The 21,258-nt window shown below is 40.7% G+C and carries 20 protein-coding genes and 1 riboswitch; of the genes, 10 read left to right on the forward strand and 10 right to left on the reverse strand.

The features are described from left to right. Positions 1-71 precede the first annotated feature (71 nt). The 3 genes from DP73_RS14380 to DP73_RS14390 form a co-directional block, all read right to left on the reverse strand. Positions 72-959, reverse strand: a complete 888-nt coding sequence (locus DP73_RS14380; RefSeq protein ID WP_034600419.1) for a phosphatidylserine decarboxylase — start codon at positions 957-959, stop codon at positions 72-74. Positions 960-1,128: 169 nt separating this feature from the next. Next, a complete protein-coding gene (locus DP73_RS14385) occupies positions 1,129-1,659 on the reverse strand; it encodes a ubiquitin (RefSeq protein WP_081963056.1) in 531 nt (176 codons plus the stop codon). 167 nt (positions 1,660-1,826) lie between these two features. Beyond that, a complete protein-coding gene (locus DP73_RS14390; protein WP_034600421.1) occupies positions 1,827-2,555 on the reverse strand; it encodes a GGDEF domain-containing protein in 729 nt (242 codons plus the stop codon). Between the two features lie 217 nt (positions 2,556-2,772). Between DP73_RS14390 and DP73_RS14395 the strand changes: the two genes are divergently transcribed. Further along, complete coding sequence (locus DP73_RS14395; RefSeq protein WP_052090694.1) at positions 2,773-3,882, forward strand: NADH:flavin oxidoreductase; 1,110 nt, start codon at positions 2,773-2,775, stop codon at positions 3,880-3,882. 65 nt (positions 3,883-3,947) lie between these two features. After that, positions 3,948-4,583, forward strand: coding sequence for a tRNA (guanosine(46)-N7)-methyltransferase TrmB (gene trmB / locus DP73_RS14400; RefSeq protein ID WP_034600422.1), 636 nt, complete (start codon positions 3,948-3,950; stop codon positions 4,581-4,583). 157 nt (positions 4,584-4,740) lie between these two features. Here trmB and DP73_RS14405 read toward each other — a convergent pair whose 3' ends face one another. The 3 genes from DP73_RS14405 to DP73_RS14415 are packed head-to-tail and all read right to left on the reverse strand — an operon-like array spanning position 4,741 to position 8,201. Further along, complete coding sequence (locus DP73_RS14405) at positions 4,741-6,141, reverse strand: FAD-binding oxidoreductase (RefSeq protein WP_034600423.1); 1,401 nt, start codon at positions 6,139-6,141, stop codon at positions 4,741-4,743. Between the two features lie 50 nt (positions 6,142-6,191). Then, positions 6,192-7,400: an electron transfer flavoprotein subunit alpha/FixB family protein gene (locus DP73_RS14410; protein ID WP_034600424.1), complete on the reverse strand. Its 1,209-nt coding sequence runs from the start codon at positions 7,398-7,400 to the stop codon at positions 6,192-6,194. Between the two features lie 12 nt (positions 7,401-7,412). Beyond that, a complete protein-coding gene (locus DP73_RS14415; protein WP_034600425.1) occupies positions 7,413-8,201 on the reverse strand; it encodes an electron transfer flavoprotein subunit beta/FixA family protein in 789 nt (262 codons plus the stop codon). A gap of 272 nt (positions 8,202-8,473) precedes the next feature. Here DP73_RS14415 and DP73_RS14420 point away from each other — a divergent pair, with 272 nt between their 5' ends. After that, positions 8,474-9,751 (forward strand): 4Fe-4S dicluster domain-containing protein, encoded by a 1,278-nt coding sequence (locus DP73_RS14420; protein WP_034600426.1) that lies wholly within the window; start codon positions 8,474-8,476, stop codon positions 9,749-9,751. 245 nt (positions 9,752-9,996) lie between these two features. Here DP73_RS14420 and DP73_RS14425 read toward each other — a convergent pair whose 3' ends face one another. Both DP73_RS14425 and DP73_RS14430 read right to left on the reverse strand, forming a co-directional pair. Beyond that, a complete protein-coding gene (locus DP73_RS14425; protein ID WP_034600427.1) occupies positions 9,997-10,314 on the reverse strand; it encodes an AzlD domain-containing protein in 318 nt (105 codons plus the stop codon). Next, positions 10,304-11,029, reverse strand: a complete 726-nt coding sequence (locus DP73_RS14430) for an AzlC family ABC transporter permease (protein ID WP_081963057.1) — start codon at positions 11,027-11,029, stop codon at positions 10,304-10,306. The genes DP73_RS14425 and DP73_RS14430 overlap by 11 nt, the downstream gene beginning before the upstream one ends. A 115-nt stretch (positions 11,030-11,144) precedes the next feature. Here DP73_RS14430 and DP73_RS14435 point away from each other — a divergent pair, with 115 nt between their 5' ends. The 6 genes from DP73_RS14435 (at position 11,145) to DP73_RS14460 (ending at position 18,867) form a co-directional block, all read left to right on the forward strand. Further along, positions 11,145-12,656 carry a PLP-dependent aminotransferase family protein gene (locus DP73_RS14435; protein WP_034600428.1) on the forward strand — a complete coding sequence of 504 codons (1,512 nt, stop codon included), beginning with the start codon at positions 11,145-11,147 and terminating at the stop codon, positions 12,654-12,656. 133 nt (positions 12,657-12,789) lie between these two features. Beyond that, positions 12,790-12,964: riboswitch (cobalamin riboswitch) on the forward strand. Between the two features lie 64 nt (positions 12,965-13,028). After that, positions 13,029-14,567, forward strand: a complete 1,539-nt coding sequence (locus DP73_RS14440; RefSeq protein WP_034600429.1) for an ABC transporter ATP-binding protein — start codon at positions 13,029-13,031, stop codon at positions 14,565-14,567. Next, positions 14,548-15,285: an energy-coupling factor transporter transmembrane component T gene (locus tag DP73_RS14445; RefSeq protein WP_034600430.1), complete on the forward strand. Its 738-nt coding sequence runs from the start codon at positions 14,548-14,550 to the stop codon at positions 15,283-15,285. The genes DP73_RS14440 and DP73_RS14445 overlap by 20 nt, the downstream gene beginning before the upstream one ends. Positions 15,286-15,312: 27 nt before the next feature. Then, entirely contained in the window at positions 15,313-15,843 is a 531-nt protein-coding gene (locus DP73_RS14450) for a hypothetical protein (RefSeq protein ID WP_034600431.1), read from the forward strand. 315 nt (positions 15,844-16,158) lie between these two features. After that, a complete protein-coding gene (locus DP73_RS14455; RefSeq protein ID WP_034600432.1) occupies positions 16,159-17,637 on the forward strand; it encodes an Lsa family ABC-F type ribosomal protection protein in 1,479 nt (492 codons plus the stop codon). 303 nt (positions 17,638-17,940) lie between these two features. Further along, on the forward strand, positions 17,941-18,867 hold the full coding sequence (locus tag DP73_RS14460; protein WP_034600433.1) for a ketopantoate reductase family protein: 927 nt from the start codon (positions 17,941-17,943) through the stop codon (positions 18,865-18,867). Between the two features lie 5 nt (positions 18,868-18,872). On the opposite strand, the gene DP73_RS14465 is transcribed toward DP73_RS14460, so the two are convergent. Both DP73_RS14465 and DP73_RS14470 read right to left on the reverse strand, forming a co-directional pair. Further along, the gene (locus tag DP73_RS14465; RefSeq protein WP_034600434.1) at positions 18,873-19,427 is read right to left on the reverse strand and encodes a DUF2812 domain-containing protein; all 555 of its coding nucleotides are present in this window, start codon (positions 19,425-19,427) and stop codon (positions 18,873-18,875) included. Continuing rightward, the gene (locus DP73_RS14470) at positions 19,427-19,753 is read right to left on the reverse strand and encodes a helix-turn-helix transcriptional regulator (RefSeq protein WP_034600435.1); all 327 of its coding nucleotides are present in this window, start codon (positions 19,751-19,753) and stop codon (positions 19,427-19,429) included. The genes DP73_RS14465 and DP73_RS14470 overlap by 1 nt, the downstream gene beginning before the upstream one ends. A gap of 270 nt (positions 19,754-20,023) precedes the next feature. Between DP73_RS14470 and DP73_RS14475 the strand changes: the two genes are divergently transcribed. After that, a complete protein-coding gene (locus DP73_RS14475; RefSeq protein WP_034600439.1) occupies positions 20,024-20,866 on the forward strand; it encodes a 4Fe-4S binding protein in 843 nt (280 codons plus the stop codon). Positions 20,867-21,258: the final 392 nt, after the last annotated feature.

Raw genomic sequence — 21,258 nt, forward strand, 5'->3', positions numbered from 1 at the left:
TCTATTTTGAGACTGCCCTTTGGAAAAAATATTTAGGGAGACTTGTGGACTTCTTGAGAGGATTTAGTCAATTAAATCTTCGTGCCGACTCGTTCACCCAGCAACACATAACTCTCATATCCGAGCTTTGTTTGTTCAACTATGTCTTCGTCAATTTTTACTTTATTGGCCTGGAAGAATAGAATCACAGTCGATCCGCCAAATTTGAAATAGCCCTTTTCATCTCCGCGCTTTAGGGGCTGCTGAGGGGTATAAGTTTGAATAATGGATCCGACACAGGTCGCCCCTACCTCAACATATAAGACATCACCAAAATTATCTGAATGGAAAGTACTCCATTCCCTTTTGTTTTCACAAAAAAGTTTTTTAACCTTTCGAAGAGCAACGGGATTTACTGAGTAGTAAGATCCTTTTATTTTCTTGGTATCCTCACAGGTTCCGCTATCGATAAAATGATAACGGTGATAATCTGTCGGGCAGAGCCTTAAAATCAAGCAGGTGCCTTTCTGATATTTTTCAGCTACTTGAGGGTTTTTAATAAGCTCCTTAAGACTGTAGGTAAGACCTTTGACCTGAACAAGTTTTTCTAAATCTATATCCTCATAGGCAAAAAGCTTCCCATCTCCCAGTGAAACCAATGAATTGCGATCAGAATCCATTACACGTGCAGTAGGCTTCAATTTCCGATAGAAGAAATCATTAAAGGACAAGTAATCTTGAGAGCTTTTTTCAGCAATAGACATGTCTATATTGAACTTTTCAATAAAAGGATTAATTTTATTTTTACTTATTCGTCTATCTAGATACCAACCATAGAGGCTTGAACACATTTTTTTCTTAATAACAGCTTCTAAGAGATTCATACCCAGTGGGGAAGAGTAGGTCCAGTTTAAAACCTTTTCTCCTGCCACCTGCTCAATTTCGTAGGATTTATTTTTCCGGTTGTAAAACTTGATCAACTATATCAACTCCTATAAAGGACATTGTAAGTTATTATTTGTTGTTTATGCAAGTACCAAGGAGCAGACTTTGATCGGCAACCGTCGTATTTGCAGTAATATCCATAAAAGAAAAGGATGCAGACGACTTCCAGCGCCAGCATCCTTTGAGTTCATGACTGGAGATTTCTTAAATTTCGATAGACTTCTTAAGGGTTTCTGCTGCATCAGCCGCACTGTTCATTGCGTCATTGACCGGGTTATGCTTAAGATCAGGCCCGTTAAAGCGATAACGCAGACCAAAGAATAATCCGATTACGATCAGTGGAATAGTGACCCAGAAGGCAAAGACCAGAAGCAGGGCAAGTACAATCACTGGAAAGGAGGCTTTGATTTCCTCTCCCTTAAGTACTTCAAAAGAATTTGTATTACCCTTGCGAATCATTTTCATGCAAAAGCGGCTGATTTTCTTTAGCCCAGAAATAAAGTGTTTGCCATCGTGACAGTGATGATGAGCATGATGGGCATCATAATCATGATATTGTTTCTTTTCACTACTGTAAAAACCTTCTCCTGTTGGCGCTGTTATCTTTCCTTGTTTCTCCAGATAGATAATAGCTTCCAGTAAATCGCCGTTTGTTGCATCTAAGGCTGCTTTAGCCTCTTCGTAGCTGATTTTAGCCATTGCACATAGTTTTTCTACTTGTTCTAAGGTTGTCATAATAAAGTCCCCCTTGTTTTTGATTAGAATACGGCTTTGCGAAAAGCCTGTAGGCTTATCGTTACGCTTCATTGAGTATGTCTAAATTCTAACCTATAAAACTTCAAGGGAAATTTGCTTAAAATTAAAATTCCATTAAAAGTCACTCTATTAACATAAAGAATTATCTACGCACAAAGCTCCTCATTCCATGTAACGACAGTATTTTTTGAGTCTTTAGCTTTGTATAAAGCCTTGTCAGCCAAGTTAACGAAGAGGTCTAAGGGATTTAGCTCATTAGTCTTCCTTTGCAATACATTGGATACATTTAAGTAGGAGACCACACCGGAACTAAAGGTAATTTGTCTGGAGTTTATCTCGGAGCCAAAGTTATGTGTTTCAATAATTGTTCTTATTCTCTCCAATAGGGCGTAAGCCCCTGGCAGATTAGTAGCCGGCATTATGATTGCAAACTCCTCACCACCCCATCTAACGACGGTATCTGATTTGCGGATATTTTGTTCTAATAATTTAGCCAGTTTCTTAAGTACAATATCTCCGGCAATGTGACCATAGGTATCGTTGATTTGCTTGAAATTATCCAGATCCAGCATCGCTAGGCATAAGTCTTTACCTTTTATCCGATTTACTTCATTTTTAAGGCTATGATAAAACATACCCCTGTTTCCTAATCCGGTAAGAGTGTCTCGGTAGGCATTAAAAAATAGCTTTTTAAGTATTAAACCTAGGAACAGTCCTGTTATAATAAGGATGACAGTGAGGAATACAAACAAATTCAAACGCAATGAAGTTGGTAGAAATAGATCACTTAAACAAATAAAGATGCCAAAACATCCGCCAAGGACAGCTAAAATAGTATGTGGGAACTTTTGCAGAAAAACTGATGTTTTAGCCATTTGTGAGTACACCTTCCTTAAAGAAGAGATGATGAAGCAAAGTTGAGTAGCAAAACTAATCATAAGAAAGTGACGTGTTCTTAGGTCATACTATTGGTGTCAAGTAGTTATAGGCTTGTTCCTTTTATAATAAGGAATACGAAAACTGTTAAATATTTAGGGGGGACACAACTATAACAATTCCTTATTGTTATTCAGAAAGGGAGGGTTTTTTCCGATGACCAATTTACTATATTCTTCAACGTCTTTCGCAGGTGTGCCACTGCGTAACAGGATTGTCTATCCCCCAATTACTACCGGTTTTGCTGACCAGGAAGGTAAGGTCAGCGACCGTATGGTGGAGTATTATCGTCAGCGTGCTTCAGGAGGAGTTGGTTTAATAATCGTGGAGCCCGGTGTGGTCAACCCACAAGCCAAACTAAGTAAGTTCTCTGCAGGTGCCTGGGCTGACGATCAGATTCCCGGAATGGCAAAACTTGTTCAGGCTATAAAAAATCAGGGTGCCCGTGTGTTCCTGCAGTTATGCCACGCTGGCCCCAAAGCAAATCCACGTGTTAATGGTGTTCAACCATCCTCGGCGTCAGAAAAGCCTTTTTTCTTCAAATATCCGACAGTAAGGCTTTCACAGGATCAGATTCTTAGTGTGGTTAAGGATTTTGTTGAAGCAGCAAAAAGGGCGAGGGAAGCGGGCTTTGACGGTGTAGAATTGCATGCAGCACATTTTTATCTTTTAAGTGCATTTTTATCGCCTCTAATCAATGATAGAATCGACGTTTTTGGAGGAGACAATAAGGGACGTGCTAAGATTGTACAAGAAATTATTATAGCAATCAAAAAGAAGGTGGGTCAAGATTTTCCTGTAATAGTCCGTTACCACGGCTATGAGGATAGTGCAGATGGTTTGAAGAATAGGGATGCAGTTGAGCTGGGTGAGATTTTCCGGGCTGCAGGAGCTGATGGCCTGCATATTTCAGCTTATGGTGTACCTGAACCGGAATTAGTAGGTATTGCCGCTTTGCCCTCCAGCTCAATACCGTCAAAAGATCACCCGAAAGCCCCCTTTGTCAAGCATGCCGCTTATATCAAACAATATGTTAATCTTCCGATCATTGGGGTGGGTAAGATAATTGACCTTTTGGATGCGGAAGTGAGTCTTCAGGAGGGTAAGTGCGATTTAGTAGCCGTTGGCAGAGCGATCTTGGCCGATCCCCAGTGGCCTAATAAAATGGCTGCCAACAAAAAGGTTGTGCGCTGCATCGGATGTAACAACTGTCTTAATTCACTGGCTAAAGGGGCTCTAGATTGCCGTGTTAACAGAGGGCTGTAGTATCAAATATCATCTATAATCTATAATCATTAGACATCATTGGTACTTAGAGGAGAAAAATTTAGATGCGACTGAGAAAAAGAGCCTGGGCTAGGCCTGAATTGGAAAACGATCAGAATGTCATTTTTAGCCCTTGGGAGTATAAAGGAAAGTGGAAGGACATATTTGGTAATGATTACCCAATCCATTTGGAATTGGGATGTGGTCGCGGTCGGTTTATTAACGAACTGGCAAGTGCCAATACCACGACTAACTATATTGCCATTGATGTCTACTATGAACTGCTGGTTAATGTCTTGAGAAAAGCTAATGAAAATCAGCTCAAGAATCTTAAACTGATTCCAATAAATGTTGAGAATATCGAGGGAATTTTTGCTCAGGGAGAAATCGAGAAACTCTACATTAACTTCTGCAATCCCTGGCCTAACAGAAGGCATCACAAGAGAAGGTTAACTCATCCTAATCTGCTTAGACAGTATCAAACCATTTTAAAAAAAGGATCGGAAATTTGGTTTAAGACGGATGATGAAAAACTCTTTATAGATAGCTTAGAGTATTTTAAAGGGGAAGGCTTCACTGGACTATATATCACGGATGATTTACATCAGAGTGATTTTCAAGGAAATATTATGACAGAATATGAAGAGAAATTTTGCAATCAAGGGATAAAAATTAAGTTTGGCCGGTTTAGTTTAAGGTGAAAAGCTAACTTAAATGTGCAGACAGTTCGTTATGGTCTTTAATATCACTGCTTGATATTGGATGGGAAAGAAGATAAAAAGCCTAAAGCTTGCGGAGAATTTCCGGCAAACTTTAGGCTTTTTTAGTGGGTGGTTCTTATTTTGCTGAACGTTGCTTTTACTCGCAGACTTTACCTGGATTGAGAATGTTTTTAGGGTCAAAGGCTAACTTAATGTTTCTCATAAGCTCGACATAGTCTGGTTCATATTGATCGAACATATAACCTTTTTTGGCATAGCCAATACCATGTTCTCCTGATACCAGTCCATGGAGCTCACGAGACTTTCGATACATTTCTTCAAAAACTTCAGCCAGTTTAATTTTCCAGGCCTCCTCCGACAACTCATCCTTTAACACATAGACGTGCAGATTGCCGTCACCGGCATGGCCGAAACTTCGGATTCTAACATTAAACTGTTCCTGAAGAAGATCGGTGTACTTGATGAATTCAGCGACCCGGTTGCGGGGCACAACCACGTCACATTCGTCCATGTCCGTGGTAGAGGCTTTTACTGCCTCTAAGAAAGCGCCACGGGCAGACCAAACAGCTTCTTTCCGTTCATCCGTGTCGATGATAAAGGCATCAAGAGCCCCTTCGGCAAGGCAGATATTCGCCACCTTCTCATAATCTTTCTCCAGTTCTTCTGTGCTGTTGCCATCGAAGGTCAACAAGAGATAGGCGTCAGAGGAGTTATCGGGAAATTTTTTGCCGAGAAATTCTTCAGCAGCAAGAATGACTTCTCTCTGCATAAATTCAATGGCTGTAGGAATGGATTTTGATTTAATAATTTTAGGAACCGTACTAATGGCGCTGTCCAGATCGGGAAAGGGGATTAAGAGGGAAATAGCCTTCTTTGGCAGTGGAATAAGCTTTAAGATCACCTTAGTGACAATACCCAGAGTTCCTTCGGAACCGCAGATTAAGTCTTTCACACTGTAACCGGAAGAGTTCTTAACGACCTTTCCTCCCACATTAATCACCTTGCCTGTAGGAAGAACAACTTCTAGCCCGCGGATATAATCTCTGGTTACGCCATACTTTACAGCTCTCATGCCGCCGGCGTTGGTATTAATATTACCGGCGATGGTGGCGGATTTTTCGCCAGGGTCTGGGGGATAGAACAAATCATGTTCCTCTACATATTTACTGATTTCCATTAATAGTACTCCCGGTTCTAGGGTAAGGGTTAGATTTTCTTCATCCAGTTCCAGGATCTTATTCATGCCGCACATATTCAGCATGATCCCGCCAAAGATTGGAACTGATGCGCCAACAAGTCCGGTGCCTGATCCTCTGGCTACCACTGGAATGTTATTTTCATTGGCATAGCTCATGATTTTTGAAACTTCATCCGTGGACAGAACATCCACTAAAACGTCAGGTAGTCGGCTTATTCCCCCTAATTCATCATGGCTAAAATCATCACTAATAGCTTCTCCGGTATAAACTCGCTCTTCACCTAAAAGCGAAACTAAAAACTCTCTATCTTTAGCATCCAGCGTTTTATAGTTATTCATCTAATCCCCTCCACGATTTTCTATCTGATTCACGACTCCACTCACCGAGATTAACGGGCGCAAGCCAGAGGTCTAGAGCTTTTGATATCTTCGATTAGTTGAGGAACGACTTCATAAATGTCTCCGATAATTCCATAATGAGCGATATTAAAAATTGAGGCATGAGGGTCTTTATTAATCGCAAAGATTTGTTCTGAGCTGTTCATTCCCGCAGCGAATTGAACAGCGCCCGAAATTCCCAGGGTTATGATCAGTTTAGGCTTAACGGTTCTGCCGGATAAACCTATTTGTTGCTTTGCATTAATCCAACCGGCTTCCACTAAGGGTCGAGTACCTGCTATTTGAGCACCTAACAATTGGGCTAATTCCTGGATCATAGCCATGTCTTTCTCGGACTTTAAAGCTCTGCCTACAGCAATAATGACTTCTGCATCAGAGATGTTTTCTTCGATCTCTTTGCGGGTTACTTTTAAAACTTTAATAGCAGATACTAGTTTGCTTGGATCTAATTCACAGAGTGTTATCTTACCCTTTGGCTCACACTGTTTTTCAGGAGCATCCATAACTTTATATCTTACCGTCGCCATTTGAGGCCTGGTATTAGGACAAATAATTTGAGCCATAATGTTGCCGCCAAAAGCAGGTCTGATTTGAACCAAGTCAGTATTTTCCTTCATTTCGAGGGTTGTGCAATCAGCAGTTAAGCCAGTTTGGAATCTTGCCGCTACCCTGGGCGCTAAAGAGCGTCCAATGGTTGTGGCTCCGACGAGTAAGGAGGAGGGTTTCATTTTCTGAATAAAATCTTCGAAGGCAGCGGTATAGGGCTCGATACGAAAATGGTTTAATTCTTCATAATCGTAGACAAAGACTTCGTCGACGCCATAATAAAGCAACTCTTGAGCTTTATCTTTAATGTCATTGCCAATAAATACACAATATACCGGGAAATTGACCACTGCCGCAAGTTCCTTGGCTTTGCCGATCAGCTCATAGGTTACGGGATGTATTTCCCCTTCAACATGGTCAACGTAGACTCCGATACCCTTCCATAAATCTTTATCAACAGTGGTGGACACTTCTTCGACAAATTCCATGACACCTTTGGGTCCCTTTTTAACACAGATTTTGCACATTTTACAGGCAGCAGTGATTTCCAGGGTTCCATTCTTTGCTTCGAGAGCATTAAATGGACAAACCTCCACTAAGGCTTGAATAATGGATTCGTTTAATTTTTCTTGGTGACAAATTAACTTACTCATGAATTCTCCCCCTTAAATGAACTTTAATTGTTTGAGTTTATCGGTTATTTGAGAACTAAGCTCTGCTCCGGTACCTGTCCAAGTTTCTCGGTCAGAATTAACCGAAGGGGGGAAGATTCGTTCGACCTGAGTTGGCGAACCACTAAGTCCATATCTTTTTTCATTTTTATCTTCAAGATCGTTGAAGGTAATCGTCTTGATTTCACGATCCTTCGTACTAAGCTTTTTCTTGTAGGAGGGAAGTCGGGGCTGAAAAATGTCTTTTTCCACAGTTAAGAGACAAGGGAATTGAATTTCGGCCATTTCTATAGTATTGGCCATATCCATTTCCACAAGGATGGAGGACTCTTTAACTTCAATGATTTTTAAGACATTGGCGATATGAGGAATACCCAGGTATTCAGCCATTTCGGGTCCCACTTGGGCAGTATCTCCATCGGTTGTTTGTTTACCGCAAAGGATTAGGTCCAGGTTGCCCAGTTGGCGAACTCCTTGGGAAATAGCATAAGAGGTTGCCAGTACATCTGCCCCTGCAAACTTACGATCCGAAACCAATACACCTTCGTCGGCACCCATCATAAAGGCTTCTTTAATGACTTCTTTAGCTTGAGGTGGTCCCATACTTATGACCTTAATGGTTCCGCCTTTTTGTTCTTTAAGTCTTAGTGCTGTTTCTATAGCAAATAAATCGTAAGGATTCATTTTAGAATCGACTCCGTCTCGCTTTAAAACGCCTGTAATTGGATCCACGTCTATCTTTGAGGTCCCTGGAACTTGTTTAATACACACGAGAATTTGCATGGCTCAACCTCCAATAATTCTTTTTTAAGGAATAAAAAGAATGACCTAACGGTCAGACCGCCTGACCGCTTTTTCATAATAGCATAAGATTTTGAGCCTTTCAAAAATTAATATTCACAAGCGGACTATCGTCAGCATTAGTCTGGAATATGGTAAATAGAATTTGAGTATAGTCTATCTAAACAGATCTTAGTCAAAAATAGATATAGAAACATGGAACAATTATGGTATTAACAAATAATTATCTTAAAACCTTTAAAATAAGGAGAGCTATGGCACATAGAAGTATTAAATCAGGATTCCAGCAATTGAGTGAACGACTTAATCAATTTCCTCAAGGAGCTCCGCCTTCCGATTATTTATTTAAGATCCTTAGTGTCTTAATGAATGAAAAAGAAGCCAGGGTTATGTCGGCTTTACCCATAAAACCTTTCTCAATTCAAACTGCCAGCGCAGCTTTAAGAATGAGTAGAGAAGACACTGAAAAGATACTTACCGAACTGGCTTCCCGCGCTTTATTGATAGATATTGAAGGCACAGATGGGGACAGAACTTTCGTTTTGCCGCCTCCAATGGCAGGTTTCTTTGAGTTTTCCTTGATGCGCATTAGAGCAGACCTGGACCAGAAGTTGCTTTCCGAACTATTTTACCAATACTTAAATGTTGAAGAGGATTTCGTCCGGGATTTATTTGTAACTGAAACAAAGCTGGGAAGAATCTTTGTAAACGAACAAGCGTTAAGCGCAGTGAACAATTTACATATCCTGGATTACGAACGAACCAGCAATGTTATAAAACAAGCATCAAGTATAGGAATTGGTATGTGTTATTGCAGGCATAAAATGAGCCATCTCGGCAAAGCTTGTAATGCTCCTATGGATATCTGCATGACCTTTGGGACTACGGCTTCAAGCCTTATTAAGTATGGTCATGCCCGGGAGGTCAGTGTTTCTGAATGTATGAGCTTGCTTGAAAAGGCTTACGATCACAATCTGGTTCAAATCGGAGAAAATGAACAAGAGGGTTTACCCTTTATTTGTAATTGTTGCGGATGTTGCTGCGAAGCCCTGCTGGCTATTAAGAGATTTGGAACTTTAAATTCAATCAATACTACTAATTTCTTGCCTGAAATTAGGAACGACAAATGCAATGGCTGTGGCAAGTGTGTCTTGGCTTGCCCAGTTGGAGCCTTAAAGGTGGTTAGTCAGGAGACGGGGAACCATAAAGTTATAAAGCGGGCAGTTATAGACGAAGAAGTATGCCTGGGCTGCGGCGTTTGTGTCAGAGCCTGTAATCGTGGGTCAATTACTCTTAAGCATCGGAACAAACGAGTTATTACCCCTATAAATTCCGTTCACCGAATTGTGTTGATGAGTATTGAACAAGGGAAACTTCAAAACCTGATTTTCGATAACCAGGCTCATTACAGTCACAGAGCTATGGCCGCAATCCTGGGAGCTATCTTAAAAATGCCTCTTACCAAGCAGATTATGGCTAGTGAACAAATGAAGTCGAAGTATTTACTGGCTCTAGTTAAGAATTATAAATAACAGTATCTGCGTGTTCTTTTGGTCAGAGAATGCCCTCACCAAAATCCCTAAACTTAAGCTGAACTAACTCAAAAAGGTAATAAACACAAAAAGAGCCTGTTCATAAGAATGAACGGGCCCTAAACATCTTACCAGGCAAGTTCTGATAATTGGCCATGCCAGGAAAGTGGTTTTTCATAATGCCCTTAAGAATTTGCAGAAGCAACTATAAGGGTGTTTTTTTTATTGGATTGATATTCAGGTATCTACAATAATTTCAAGATAAGCATTACAGACATTCCGAGTCCCAAGGTGGCAATGATATTACGGCTCTTATAAGCTACAAAAGCAGCGGTTATGCCGGCAATTAAGTAGTGGTTGTTTAAGCTGATATCCAAATATCCTTGAGGTAAAAGTAACGACGGTATAATTAAGGCCGTCAAGATAGCAACTGGGACATACTTTAACCATCTATTTAACCAGGTCGGTATCCCTGTAAAGCGGAATAAAGCTAGAGCTCCAAATCTGGTAAAGTAAGTAACTAAAGTCATCCCAATAATAATGACCAGAACTTCACTTCGCATGATTGCTTTCTCCTTCCAATAAACCGCCGATTAAACTGGCTGTAAGGCAGGCGACTATAATATACCACTTGCCGGGTAGATACAGGGCCCCGAATACCGAGACTACTCCAGCAATTCCGAATACAATAAGACTGATACGGCTTGCCAACATCGGGATCAGTAATACCAGAAAGGTTGCCGGCATGGCAAAATCTAGCCCCCAAGTTAAGGGGTCGGATATGTAGCTGCCTAAGAATACCCCGGCTACAGTAGCTAGAACCCAAACCAGATAAAGAGTTGTGCTTACGGTTACTTGATAGAGCACGCTGTATCCGGTTTTGGGAATTCTGCTAATGGTCAGGGCATAGGCTTCATCGGTCAAAAAAAAGGCCATAAATGCTTGAAGGGGAAGGGGCAGTTTAATCATATAGGGTGCCAAGGATGATCCCATGATTAAGTGGCGTAAGTTTACCAGTAAGGTGGTCAGTACAATAATTCCCCAACCGGTTATACCTGCGCCTAACATGGTAATGCCGATAAATTGTGACGCCCCGGCGAAAACTAAGACCGACATTAGAATAGTTTCGAATCCTGACAGTTGGGCTGTAAGGCCCATTATTCCGCAGGTAATCCCAAAGGGAACTACCCCGAGGACAACAGGTGTACACTCTCGAAGTGCGATCCCCACTTCTTCGGCAAATTGGTTCTTTCTTGAGATGAGGCTTGATTGCTGCACGATTACTCCACCTACCTTAAACATTTACTCAATCTTAACGATTGCCTAAAACATTGTAAATATCCAATTGTAAGGATATAATTAAAATTGGATATATAATAAGGGGGAGTGAGAAGTGGACATATCCAAACACCTAAATAGCGCAGAGTTGGATCCCTCGGATAAGCAACCTCTCTATCTGCAAATTGCCTTACTGATTGCTGACAAAATACACAAGGAAATCCTGCCTGCAGGAACAAAGCTGCCCCCTGAGCGAGAATTAGCTGACCTCTTTTCAGTCAGTCGTACCACCGCTATAAATGCTTATCGTAAGTTGGAGCAGCTGGGATTAGTCTGGACTAAAGTAGGCAGCGGAACTTATGTAGCCCAAACTCTTAATGTTGAGTCTTCGTCCGAAGTTCCCTGGCCCCAACTGTTTACGGCCTATCCTCAAAACCCTTTAGCATCAATTCTGAGAGATTTAGTCTCTACTCCTGCCACAGGAACTATTTCTCTGGCGGCAGGCATGGCTGATCCTGCTCTTTATCCTTTGGACATCTTTACAGAGTTATTTAACCGGAATATTGCAACTGCTAACCTTGCCGATTTTGGACATATCCCTACAGAAGGATATACCCCCTTGAGAAAAGCAATTGCGGCAATGTTGAGTGAAAAGGGCATCTCGACTTCCACAGAGAACATCCTAACTCTCTCCGGGTCACAACAAGGATTATACTTGCTTAGCAAAGTGTTGTTAGAACCAGGTGACTATGTTGTAATGGAAGGGCCAACCTTCATCGGGGCTATACAGGTGTTTCAGGCCGCAGGGGCCAGAGTTTTAAGTCTACCCTGTTCGGGGAAATTATCATTAGAGCTGTTGGAGGACTTTATAATTCGCTATCGGCCAAAATTGTTTTATAGTATACCGACCTATCAAAATCCCACCGGAAGGGTTATGCCGGAGCAGGAGCGCCAAGATTTGATAAACCTGGCTAAACGGCATCGGCTTGTTATCGTAGAAGACGATCCCTATAGCGAACTGTATTATGACCAAAAGCCCCCTCAGGCTCTGAAAGCTTTAGATACTTACGGAGGAGTTGTTTATTTAGGGACGTTCTCCAAAATTCTCTTCCCCGGCTTACGCACCGGCTATCTGGCAGGACCGCCTGTTTTGATTAACCGCCTTGCCTTGGAAAAACAGTATATAGACCTCCATTCTAACAATATTGCCCAATGGCTGGTGACGCTGTTCTTAAATGAGGGAAAGTTGGCTCAGCATCTGGACACTGTGCGCAGAGAATATAAAAAACGCCGAAATACTATGGCTAAAGCCCTCCAGCGTTTGTGTGCAAACGATCTTGAATTCACTGTACCCGAGGGTGGGTGTTACTTTTGGTGTAAGTTAAAACAAGCGGGCACTTCCCAGCGACTCCTCCATGAAGCAGCCAAGAACCGAATTTCTTTTGTGCCAGGAGAAGCATTCCATACAATGCCCACCCAGGATAAGGAACTTCGCCTTTGTTTTACCGCTCATAATGAAGGGGTTATCCTGGAAAGCGTCCAGCGCTTGGCCAAATCCTTAACCCAAATAACAAAAAAGAATCAAGAGAATGATTTATCATCTAGTTCGGTATGGCCGATTATTTAACCTATAGAGATCTATTGGGCCTAATTACAGAGGTTATTCTAAATCCATCAAGCAAAAAGAACGGTTAAATATAAAGTGGTTTTTACAAACTCCTGTTGACAAACTAATCAAATTATTCTATCATAAATTTAATAAAATACATTATTGAATAGGTGCCCGCAAGGGATAATAGGGAACCAGGTTAATAATCCTGGACGGACCCACCACTGTAAGTAGATGTTGAAAATGTACATTTGCCACTGGGTAACTGGGAAGGCGTACATTCTAGTCTATAAGTCAGGAAACCTGCCTATGAAATATTGCAAAAGGACAAAGGTAAAGTTCTAGCTTATTAAGCTGGGACTTTTTTTAATTTAAACTTTAGGAGTTGTTATGGAAACGATTGCAAATATTAAAATTGAAAAACTAGTCTTTCCGCATGAAGAAAAACCAGCACTAAAAAACATAAATTTTAAGATTAATAGGGGAGATTTCATCGTCATTGCCGGAGGAGTAGCTTCAGGAAAATCAATTTTACTACATACTATAACAGGAGCAATCCCTCACTATCATGACGCGGACTTAACGGGAAAAGTCACAATCATGGGGCAAGATATTAAGTATATCCCTCTTAATAGAATGTCAAATTATGTGGGATACATGATGCAGGAGCCCCAAAATCAAATTATTAGTTTAGATGTCTACGAGGATATTGCATTTGGCCTCGGCAATCTGGAAATCACCTTAGAGCAAATGGACCAGAGAGTTAAAACCGCCTTGCAACTTGTTGGTTTACCGGGCTATGAAAGCCGACAAACAGCTGCTCTTTCAGGTGGGCAAGCCCAACGAGTCGTTCTGGCTGGTGTTTTAGCCCTCAATACCCCAATTTTAATTTTAGACCAACCCACAGCTGAACTTGATCCACAAGGCCGCAATGAGCTTTATAAGCGGTTAGGTCAGTTGAATAAAACTCAGAATTTAACCATTGTTTTAGTTATGGATCGAATAGAAGAAGTCCTCAACTATGCCAACAGAGTCCTCTATATTCAAGCAGGTGAAATTGTTAAAGAGTATTTACCAGAAGCATACTACATGGAGCAAATGATGTATCGAAGAGGAAGGATAAAACACCTCTCCACCTCCAACAAGGATCAAAGTAGGCCCAACGAAATTATTGCTAAAATTACGAATGTCACCTACCTGTACAAAAACAATTTACTGGGTTGTGAAGATATTAATTTGCAAATCTACAAGGGCGATTTTTTATCGGTTATAGGTTTAAACGGTTCCGGAAAATCGACCTTAGCTAAGCTGCTTATCGGTCTATTGAAGCCCTCAAAAGGCGAGATTAAAGTGTTTAACCAGCCTTTGAATAAAGGGAAACTGGCAGAGATCCGTTCCCAGGTGGGATTTCTGTTTCAAAACCCTGACTATCAGATCTTTGCAAGCACCGTAGAAGAAGAAGTCGGATTTTCTCTGAAGTTAAGGGGGGAACAAAATGAAGTAATAGTACAAAAGATTGATGAGTCCCTCAAGTTCGTGGGACTACTGGATTATAAAACAATACACCCTCATCGCTTAAGCCGTGGTCAGCGCCAGCTTTTAGCCTTGGCCTCCATCCTCGTCAGTGATCCGGAGTTCATTATTGCCGACGAACCAACTTCAGGTCTCGACGAAAACCAAGGGTATATGATCATGGACAAACTCCTTCACTTATCAAAAAGTGGTCGCACAATCCTACTTATATCCCACGACTTGACCATGGCAAAAGACTATTCCAACAGGCTAGTCGCTCTGCATAATCATCGTATTCAACTTGATATATCGAGAAGAGATCTTGATCAACATCTTGATACACTTAAAGCCATTGGTTTGAATTTTCATAACCCTATTTCTTTCAGGGAGGTTGAAGATGGGTTTCTCCAAGCTTGATCCCCGGACAAAGCTGGCTTGGTATGTTCTGATGATCAATTTTTCACTGATTATTGGGACTGCCGCTCAGTTAAGTATTGTTTTAATAGTGGAGGTTATGGCCTCGCTAATCTTGACGGGCTCCTTAAAGCGGTATAAAGCCATGATTGTGATTTTATTCCTTTTGGGACTTCAGATACTGGTCGTACAGCTTATCTTTTGTCGGGAAGGCGTCCTAATCTACCAATGGGGAATTCTGAAAATATACAGTCAAGCCCTGCCACTAGCAATCACCGGTATACTCAAGGCTAGCATTATTGTTTTAGCAAGTATGCATTTTTTCACCTCTTCCTCACCTCAAGAATTTACCTTGATGCTGATAAAATTCAAGGTTCCTTACCGATTTGCTATGTTGGTAGGACTAAGTGTTCGCTTCCTCCCACTCATGAAAGCTGAATATATTTCCATAATTGATAGCCAACGTGCTCGGGGTCTCAAAATGGAAAGTGCTTGGGACAATCTCAAAGGTATTTTTCCAACCTTTCTGCCATTTTTATATCGCTCAGTTCGACGCGCCACTGAAACTGCCTTGGCCATGGAGTTAAGAGGCTACGGACGAACTAAAACCCGTACGTTTACCTCGAGTCTGGAGCTTAGAACCTACGATGTTGTTTTAATTTCTGGGATGTTAATGGTAATAATCATCAGCCTGACAAGCAGGATCTTGCCATTAATATAAATTAGAATAATTTTAGGGGGAGAAAAAATGAATGAAAAATTATTTAGAACTGACACAAAGGCACTTGTAGGCTCAGTCATCATAGGAATCGTCATGTTGATCATGATGCAGGTTACAGGACGTATTGACGCAATATTGGACCCAACCCTCTTACTACTTAATGGCACATGCTGGGCCTTCTTTACCGGTCTGATTGTCTTAATGTACAGACAACCGGCGGGTATTATCGCTGGAGTAGTGGAAGCCGTAGTAGCCATGGCAACAGGCTATTCGCCCCTGGGCTTTTTCTTCCTATTCGCCAATGTTATCGGATCCATTGTCTACTCATTAATTTCCGGAAGATTATCCATGGAGAAATTAAGCCACCACATATGGGCAATGCTCGGGACTGCTGTTTCTGGCAACCTTTGCGTTATGGTTGGATTAATCTATGTCTTTCATCTTGACTGGAAGATCGCACTTTTATCCTCCAGCCTAACTACCTTCGTAGGAACGATTGGTGCAGGCATCCTGACAAAGAGTGTCTATGGCTCCTTACAAAAATCTGCATTGCTTTAAAATGTGGTTTCCTATAGGAGATTAATGCTCCCTATGATACAGTTGTATTTTTTTAGGGTGTATAGTAAAATGAAAAAATCAACTAGAGATTGGAGATGGAAAGATGCGTAATTTTTCTTGCTAATTACAAAGCATAATCTGGACAGTCAGAAACGGCTTGTTTTGTTGTGCTTAGGCAAGAAAGTTACTAACTCTTTTCACTCAAAAGATACATCCTTACCATATCCCTGATAGGGGTCTGGCTTAGCTGTGTATTTAAGAGCTGTAAGAAGTGCTTTCTTGCAGCTCTTATTTTTTGCACAGGAGGACAAAATTATGGGACTAATAAATGTAACAAATCTGACCTTTGCTTACGATGGCAGCTACGATAACATTTTTGAAAACGTGAGCTTTCAAATAGACACAGATTGGAAATTAGGGTTTACCGGAAGAAATGGTAGAGGTAAGACGACATTTCTTAAGTTATTGCTGGGTAACTTTGAATATAGCGGTAAGATTTCGGCTAGTGTCAGCTTTGAATATTTTCCTTTTAAGGTTAAAAACAAGGAAATAAATACCCTTGATGTAATCAACGACGTTTTTTCAGACCACCTGCACTGGAAATTAATGCGGGAATTTTCGTTGCTGGAAGTTTCCGAGGAGGTCTTATATCGTCCTTTTGCTTCCTTATCCTTGGGTGAACAAACGAAAGTGTTGCTTGCTGCTTTATTTCTCAAAGAGAATAGTTTTCTATTGATTGATGAGCCCACTAATCACCTGGATATGAAGGCCCGAAAACTTGTCAGCGACTATCTCAAGACAAAAAGTGGCTTCATACTGGTATCCCACGACAGGGCATTCCTGGATAACTGTGTTGACCATATTCTTTCCATTAATAAGGCTGATATCGAAATTCAAAAAGGTAACTTTTCAAGTTGGTGGAACAATAAAAAGAGGCAGGATAGTTTTGAACTTGCCGAAAATGAAAAGCTTAAAAAAGATATTAATCGCTTATCGAATTCGGCCAAACGAACGAACAACTGGTCACAGGAAGTGGAAAAGACTAAAAATGGTACAACAAATTCCGGGTCAAAGCTGGATAAGGGTTACGTTGGTCATAAGGCTGCTAAGATGATGAAACGCTCCAAGTCAATCGAAAGCAGACAGCAGTCAGCCATTGCTGAAAAGTCTAAACTCCTTAAAAATATTGAAGAAGCCGACAGCCTGAAGATTTCTCAACTTGCTTATCATAAGAATCAACTTGTCGAACTTGAAGCAGTTTCAATTTCTTATGGAGAAACAATGATTTGTAACGATATAAGCTTCACGATCGAGCAAGGTGACCGAATAGCCCTGACCGGTAAAAACGGCTCAGGAAAATCAAGTATTCTTAAACTTATTTGTGGCGAGGCTATAAACTATACTGGCACCTTCAGGAAAGGGAGTCAGCTTCAAATATCCTTTGTTTCACAGGATACTTCACAGCTCCATGGTAATTTAACAGACTATGCCAGAGACAACACCATTGATGAAAGCCTTTTTAAATCTATTTTAAGAAAGCTGGCCTTTTCCAGAATTCAATTTGAAAAGGATATGTTGACGTTTAGCGGCGGTCAAAAGAAAAAAGTGCTGATTGCCAAAAGCCTCTGCGAACAAGCTCATCTATATATATGGGATGAACCCCTCAACTTTATAGATGTAATTTCTCGTATACAGATCGAAGAACTGTTGCTTGAATACCAACCGACTATTTTGTTTGTGGAGCACGATAAGACATTCAGTGGGAATATCGCGACAAAGATTGTAACTATCTGATTCCTTACTATATCTATATCACTTTAGAGAGTTTTTCTTATATTGACACCCTTGGTAAGTTTCTGAGTTACCAAGGGTGTTTTAAATATCAACGACACTATTAAGGATAGGTCTTAGAATCTTCTAAACAAGCCCTAATCGTTGTCAATGCTATATGAAAAAGGTATAGTTATCATGTAAATATTACAGCAAATATATCGATTTTAAAAATGATTATCGGCATGAAAGAAGACGGCAATTCGAATGGATTTGGCACGCTAATATTATTGAGGTCATTAAAAATGTTAGAGAGGTAAAGGTATTATGGCGATAAAGAAAGTATGTATTATTGGCTTAGGGGCATTAGGGATTTTATATGGACATCATTTGACCAAAAGTATGCCCAAAGGAGCTTTGAGAATTATTGCTGACCAAGAAAGAATCCGACGGTATCAAAGTGATTCTGTTTTTTGCAATGGTGAGCGCTGCGAGTTCAATTATCTAGCACCCGAGGACGTAGAAGAACCAGCGGATCTTATTATTTTTGCAGTTAAATACAGTGGACTTAATGATGCTATTAAAGCAGTCAAGAATCAGGTAGGGGAACATACCATCATTTTATCCGCACTGAATGGAATCACAAGTGAAAGGATTATTGGACAGACTTATGGAATGGACAAAATCCTCTATTGTGTAGCACAAGGGATGGATGCTGTTAAAGTTGGGAATCGAGCAAATTATGATCACATGGGGATGCTGGTCTTTGGTGAGGGAGAACCAGGGGTTATCTCAGAGCGGGTTCGGGAAGTTGCACGCTTTTTTGAAAGCATGGCTGTCCCTTTTGAAGCAGTTACGGATATGAATAAGCGAATCTGGGGTAAATTCATGCTCAATGTAGGTGTGAACCAAACAGTTGCCGTCTATGAGAGCAATTATGGGGAAATTCAAAAAGAGGGTGCGGCTAGAGATACAATGATTGCAGCAATGAGGGAGGTCATGGTTCTGTCAGAAAAGGAAGGTACTAATCTGACAGAGCTGGACTTAAAATATTGGCTGAATGTTTTAGATCCACTGTGCCCGGAAGGCAAACCTTCAATGCGCCAAGATATGGAGGCGAAACGTTTCAGCGAGGTGGATTTATTCTCCGGGGCAGTATTGGAATTGGGAAAAAAATATGGTGTACCGACTCCTGTCAATGAAGAACTTTATCGTCGGATTAAAGAGAAAGAAGCTCGGTATTCCATCTCTTGACATAGTTATTCGTGAATTTGGCTTTCCTTCTGTAACTTTTTTAGGTTGAAATAATAGGAAGTTGTGACTTTAAGACAGAAGAAAGCTATTAAGAAGCTAATAGGCGCTAAATAGGCATTGAAGAAGAAACCGTAATCTGGGCCTGTTAGAAGAAGGCCATAGCACAGATTGTAAAATCCAATAACAAGATTAATAATACCAACAATACCAATAAACCAAATAATTCTTTGATAATGTTTAATTTGGGAGGAATAATCTGTGAATAAGTGAAAGGGACCATCTGCGGATTTTCTGCGAAACCAAGCCCAGCGAAAATGGCTTGATACCAGCTCGCCTCCGGTATCTTCCAGAAATTCGATATAGTCTTTACTCTCTGGAGAGTTTGGCAGATGCTTCAGTAATTCTATTCGATAGATGTATTCCCCAGGGTTACCTGTTTCGAATAAATAACGGCCAGGAAGACTGAAATCTATAAAGTTGTAACCTTTAGCTGCCATTTGATTCAGCCATTTCTCTTCTTTTTCAAAGTCTACAAAGAATTTAAAAGTCCGATATTTCATCAGGCATCCCTCCTAGCAATTTTATTACCATGGGCTAGTAGTTCCTCTAAACGTTCTATTTCCAAGAGCAGTGTTTCTCGGCCCTTTAGAGTAATTTCGTATTCCTTTTTTCTGCTATTTTCAGGAGTAGACAAGGCTTTAATCCACCCCTTTTCGATTAGGGTATTGATAGCTCCATAGAGAGTTCCCGGTCCAAGATTTACGCGATCGTTGCTAAGTTCTTTGACGTACTGCATAATCCCATAACCGTGCATGGGAGAATGTAGTGCTAAAAGGATATAATAAACAGCTTCTGTAAGAGCACCACGTTCTGTACTTTCAGGCATATTATTTGATCTCCTAAACTAAACTTAATAACTTTGTTATATCGGCTGCCGATACTATATTGAATTATATCGTCTGCCGATATAGGTGTCAATCTTCAGTTCGGGTTCTACCTGTTCAAATACGGCATAAGAATTTGTCGGGGGGGGGCGATGTATGCCCCCTTGCCTTCTTGGCATATTGTGAGAAGTTATTGTAAGCAGGGTCTGGGTGGATTAAAATGGAATAAAGAGATGTTCCTGTATTAAATGGGATATAAGGGGTGGAGGGCGTTGGATAAACTAGAAATTCTAAAAATAGCGAATAGTTTTGTGGAAGAGTCTGAACAAAATAAAATACCCGAGGGGATTGCGCTAAGCGAAGCAGTTGTTGGCATGAGGATTTTTGAAAATCCGATTTTAGGCTTTGGTTCGGCTATTGACCCATACTTCGAGAAATTAATCGAACCATCGGTTATAGGACCACACTTTCTGGCACCGCAACAATGGTTGCCGAAGGCTAAAACAGTGATTTCCTTTTTTTTACCCTTTACTGATGTCGTGAAGAAGGGTAACAGCAGGGAAGGGGTATGGCCCTCGGAGGAATGGCTGCATGGCAGAATAGAAGGCCAGGCGTTTGTTGTAAAGCTCTGTCAACATATATGTGCTTTGTTGATAAAAGCTGGTTATAAAAGTCTTTCACCATCTCTGGATGAAAGATTTTGGGCAAACGCGGGTAATAAAAGTGCTCAACAATCTATTCCGGGTGGAGAGGGAGCAATATATACAAGTAATTGGTCAGAACGACATATTGCCTATGTATGTGGACTCGGAACTTTCGGACTTTCAAAAGGCTTTATAACTGAAAAAGGAATTGCCGGGAGGATAGGAAGTATTGTTACGGAGTTAGAGTTATCGCCGGATCCGCGTGTATCAGATAACATTTACGAGAATTGTTCTATGTGTGGTGCCTGTGTAAAAAATTGCCCGGCTAGTGCTATATCTCTTGAAACGGGTAAAAATCATTTAAGATGTTCGGAATTTGTTGATAAAACTAAGGAAATGTTTCAGCCGAGATATGGTTGTGGGAAATGTCAGGTTAGGGTTCCCTGCGAAAGTAGTATTCCAAAAAGATAATGGCTATAAGGATCTCGCAATATAATAAAAAAAGTGTTGACAACCTAAGTTGAAGATGCTAATATATGCATCCGGCTAAAAAACAGGCCGAAATCAAACAACAAGTTCGAAATTAGTTATTGACAACGAGAGTTGGAAATGCTAAGATACAACTCCGGCCAAAACAGCCGAAGAGAATCAAGAAACCAAGGGGCAAAGAGTTAACACTCAGTGCTAGTCGGTTAAAAAAGTGTTGACAACGCAAGTTGAAAATGCTATGATTTAATTCCGGCCCAAACGGGTCAAAACAAAAATTCCTGATCTTTGAAAACTAAACAACAAGGACAGCCAATGAGAGAGACTCAAAAGAGTTTCAAAATAAATCATGAGTCAATCATCTTCTTCTAATGAGA

This window comes from Desulfosporosinus sp. HMP52, from assembly GCF_000765145.1.
In the GTDB taxonomy this organism is placed as follows: Bacteria; Bacillota; Desulfitobacteriia; order Desulfitobacteriales; family Desulfitobacteriaceae; genus Desulfosporosinus.

What these genes read in the sequence shown, in the direction of transcription:
- DP73_RS14455 (WP_034600432.1), top strand. Translation starts at nt 16,159, where the DNA reads ATGGGACTAATAAATGTAACAAATCTGACCTTTGCTTACGATGGCAGC.
- DP73_RS14440 (WP_034600429.1), top strand. Translation starts at nt 13,029, where the DNA reads ATGGAAACGATTGCAAATATTAAAATTGAAAAACTAGTCTTTCCGCAT.
- DP73_RS14410 (WP_034600424.1), bottom strand. Translation starts at nt 7,400, where the DNA reads ATGAGTAAGTTAATTTGTCACCAAGAAAAATTAAACGAATCCATTATT.
- DP73_RS14450 (WP_034600431.1), top strand. Translation starts at nt 15,313, where the DNA reads ATGAATGAAAAATTATTTAGAACTGACACAAAGGCACTTGTAGGCTCA.
- DP73_RS14415 (WP_034600425.1), bottom strand. Translation starts at nt 8,201, where the DNA reads ATGCAAATTCTCGTGTGTATTAAACAAGTTCCAGGGACCTCAAAGATA.
- DP73_RS14405 (WP_034600423.1), bottom strand. Translation starts at nt 6,141, where the DNA reads ATGAATAACTATAAAACGCTGGATGCTAAAGATAGAGAGTTTTTAGTT.
- DP73_RS14395 (WP_052090694.1), top strand. Translation starts at nt 2,773, where the DNA reads ATGACCAATTTACTATATTCTTCAACGTCTTTCGCAGGTGTGCCACTG.
- DP73_RS14445 (WP_034600430.1), top strand. Translation starts at nt 14,548, where the DNA reads ATGGGTTTCTCCAAGCTTGATCCCCGGACAAAGCTGGCTTGGTATGTT.
- DP73_RS14470 (WP_034600435.1), bottom strand. Translation starts at nt 19,753, where the DNA reads ATGCCTGAAAGTACAGAACGTGGTGCTCTTACAGAAGCTGTTTATTAT.
- DP73_RS14385 (WP_081963056.1), bottom strand. Translation starts at nt 1,659, where the DNA reads ATGACAACCTTAGAACAAGTAGAAAAACTATGTGCAATGGCTAAAATC.
- DP73_RS14420 (WP_034600426.1), top strand. Translation starts at nt 8,474, where the DNA reads ATGGCACATAGAAGTATTAAATCAGGATTCCAGCAATTGAGTGAACGA.
- DP73_RS14390 (WP_034600421.1), bottom strand. Translation starts at nt 2,555, where the DNA reads ATGGCTAAAACATCAGTTTTTCTGCAAAAGTTCCCACATACTATTTTA.
- DP73_RS14465 (WP_034600434.1), bottom strand. Translation starts at nt 19,427, where the DNA reads ATGAAATATCGGACTTTTAAATTCTTTGTAGACTTTGAAAAAGAAGAG.
- DP73_RS14425 (WP_034600427.1), bottom strand. Translation starts at nt 10,314, where the DNA reads ATGCGAAGTGAAGTTCTGGTCATTATTATTGGGATGACTTTAGTTACT.
- DP73_RS14460 (WP_034600433.1), top strand. Translation starts at nt 17,941, where the DNA reads ATGGCGATAAAGAAAGTATGTATTATTGGCTTAGGGGCATTAGGGATT.
- trmB (WP_034600422.1), top strand. Translation starts at nt 3,948, where the DNA reads ATGCGACTGAGAAAAAGAGCCTGGGCTAGGCCTGAATTGGAAAACGAT.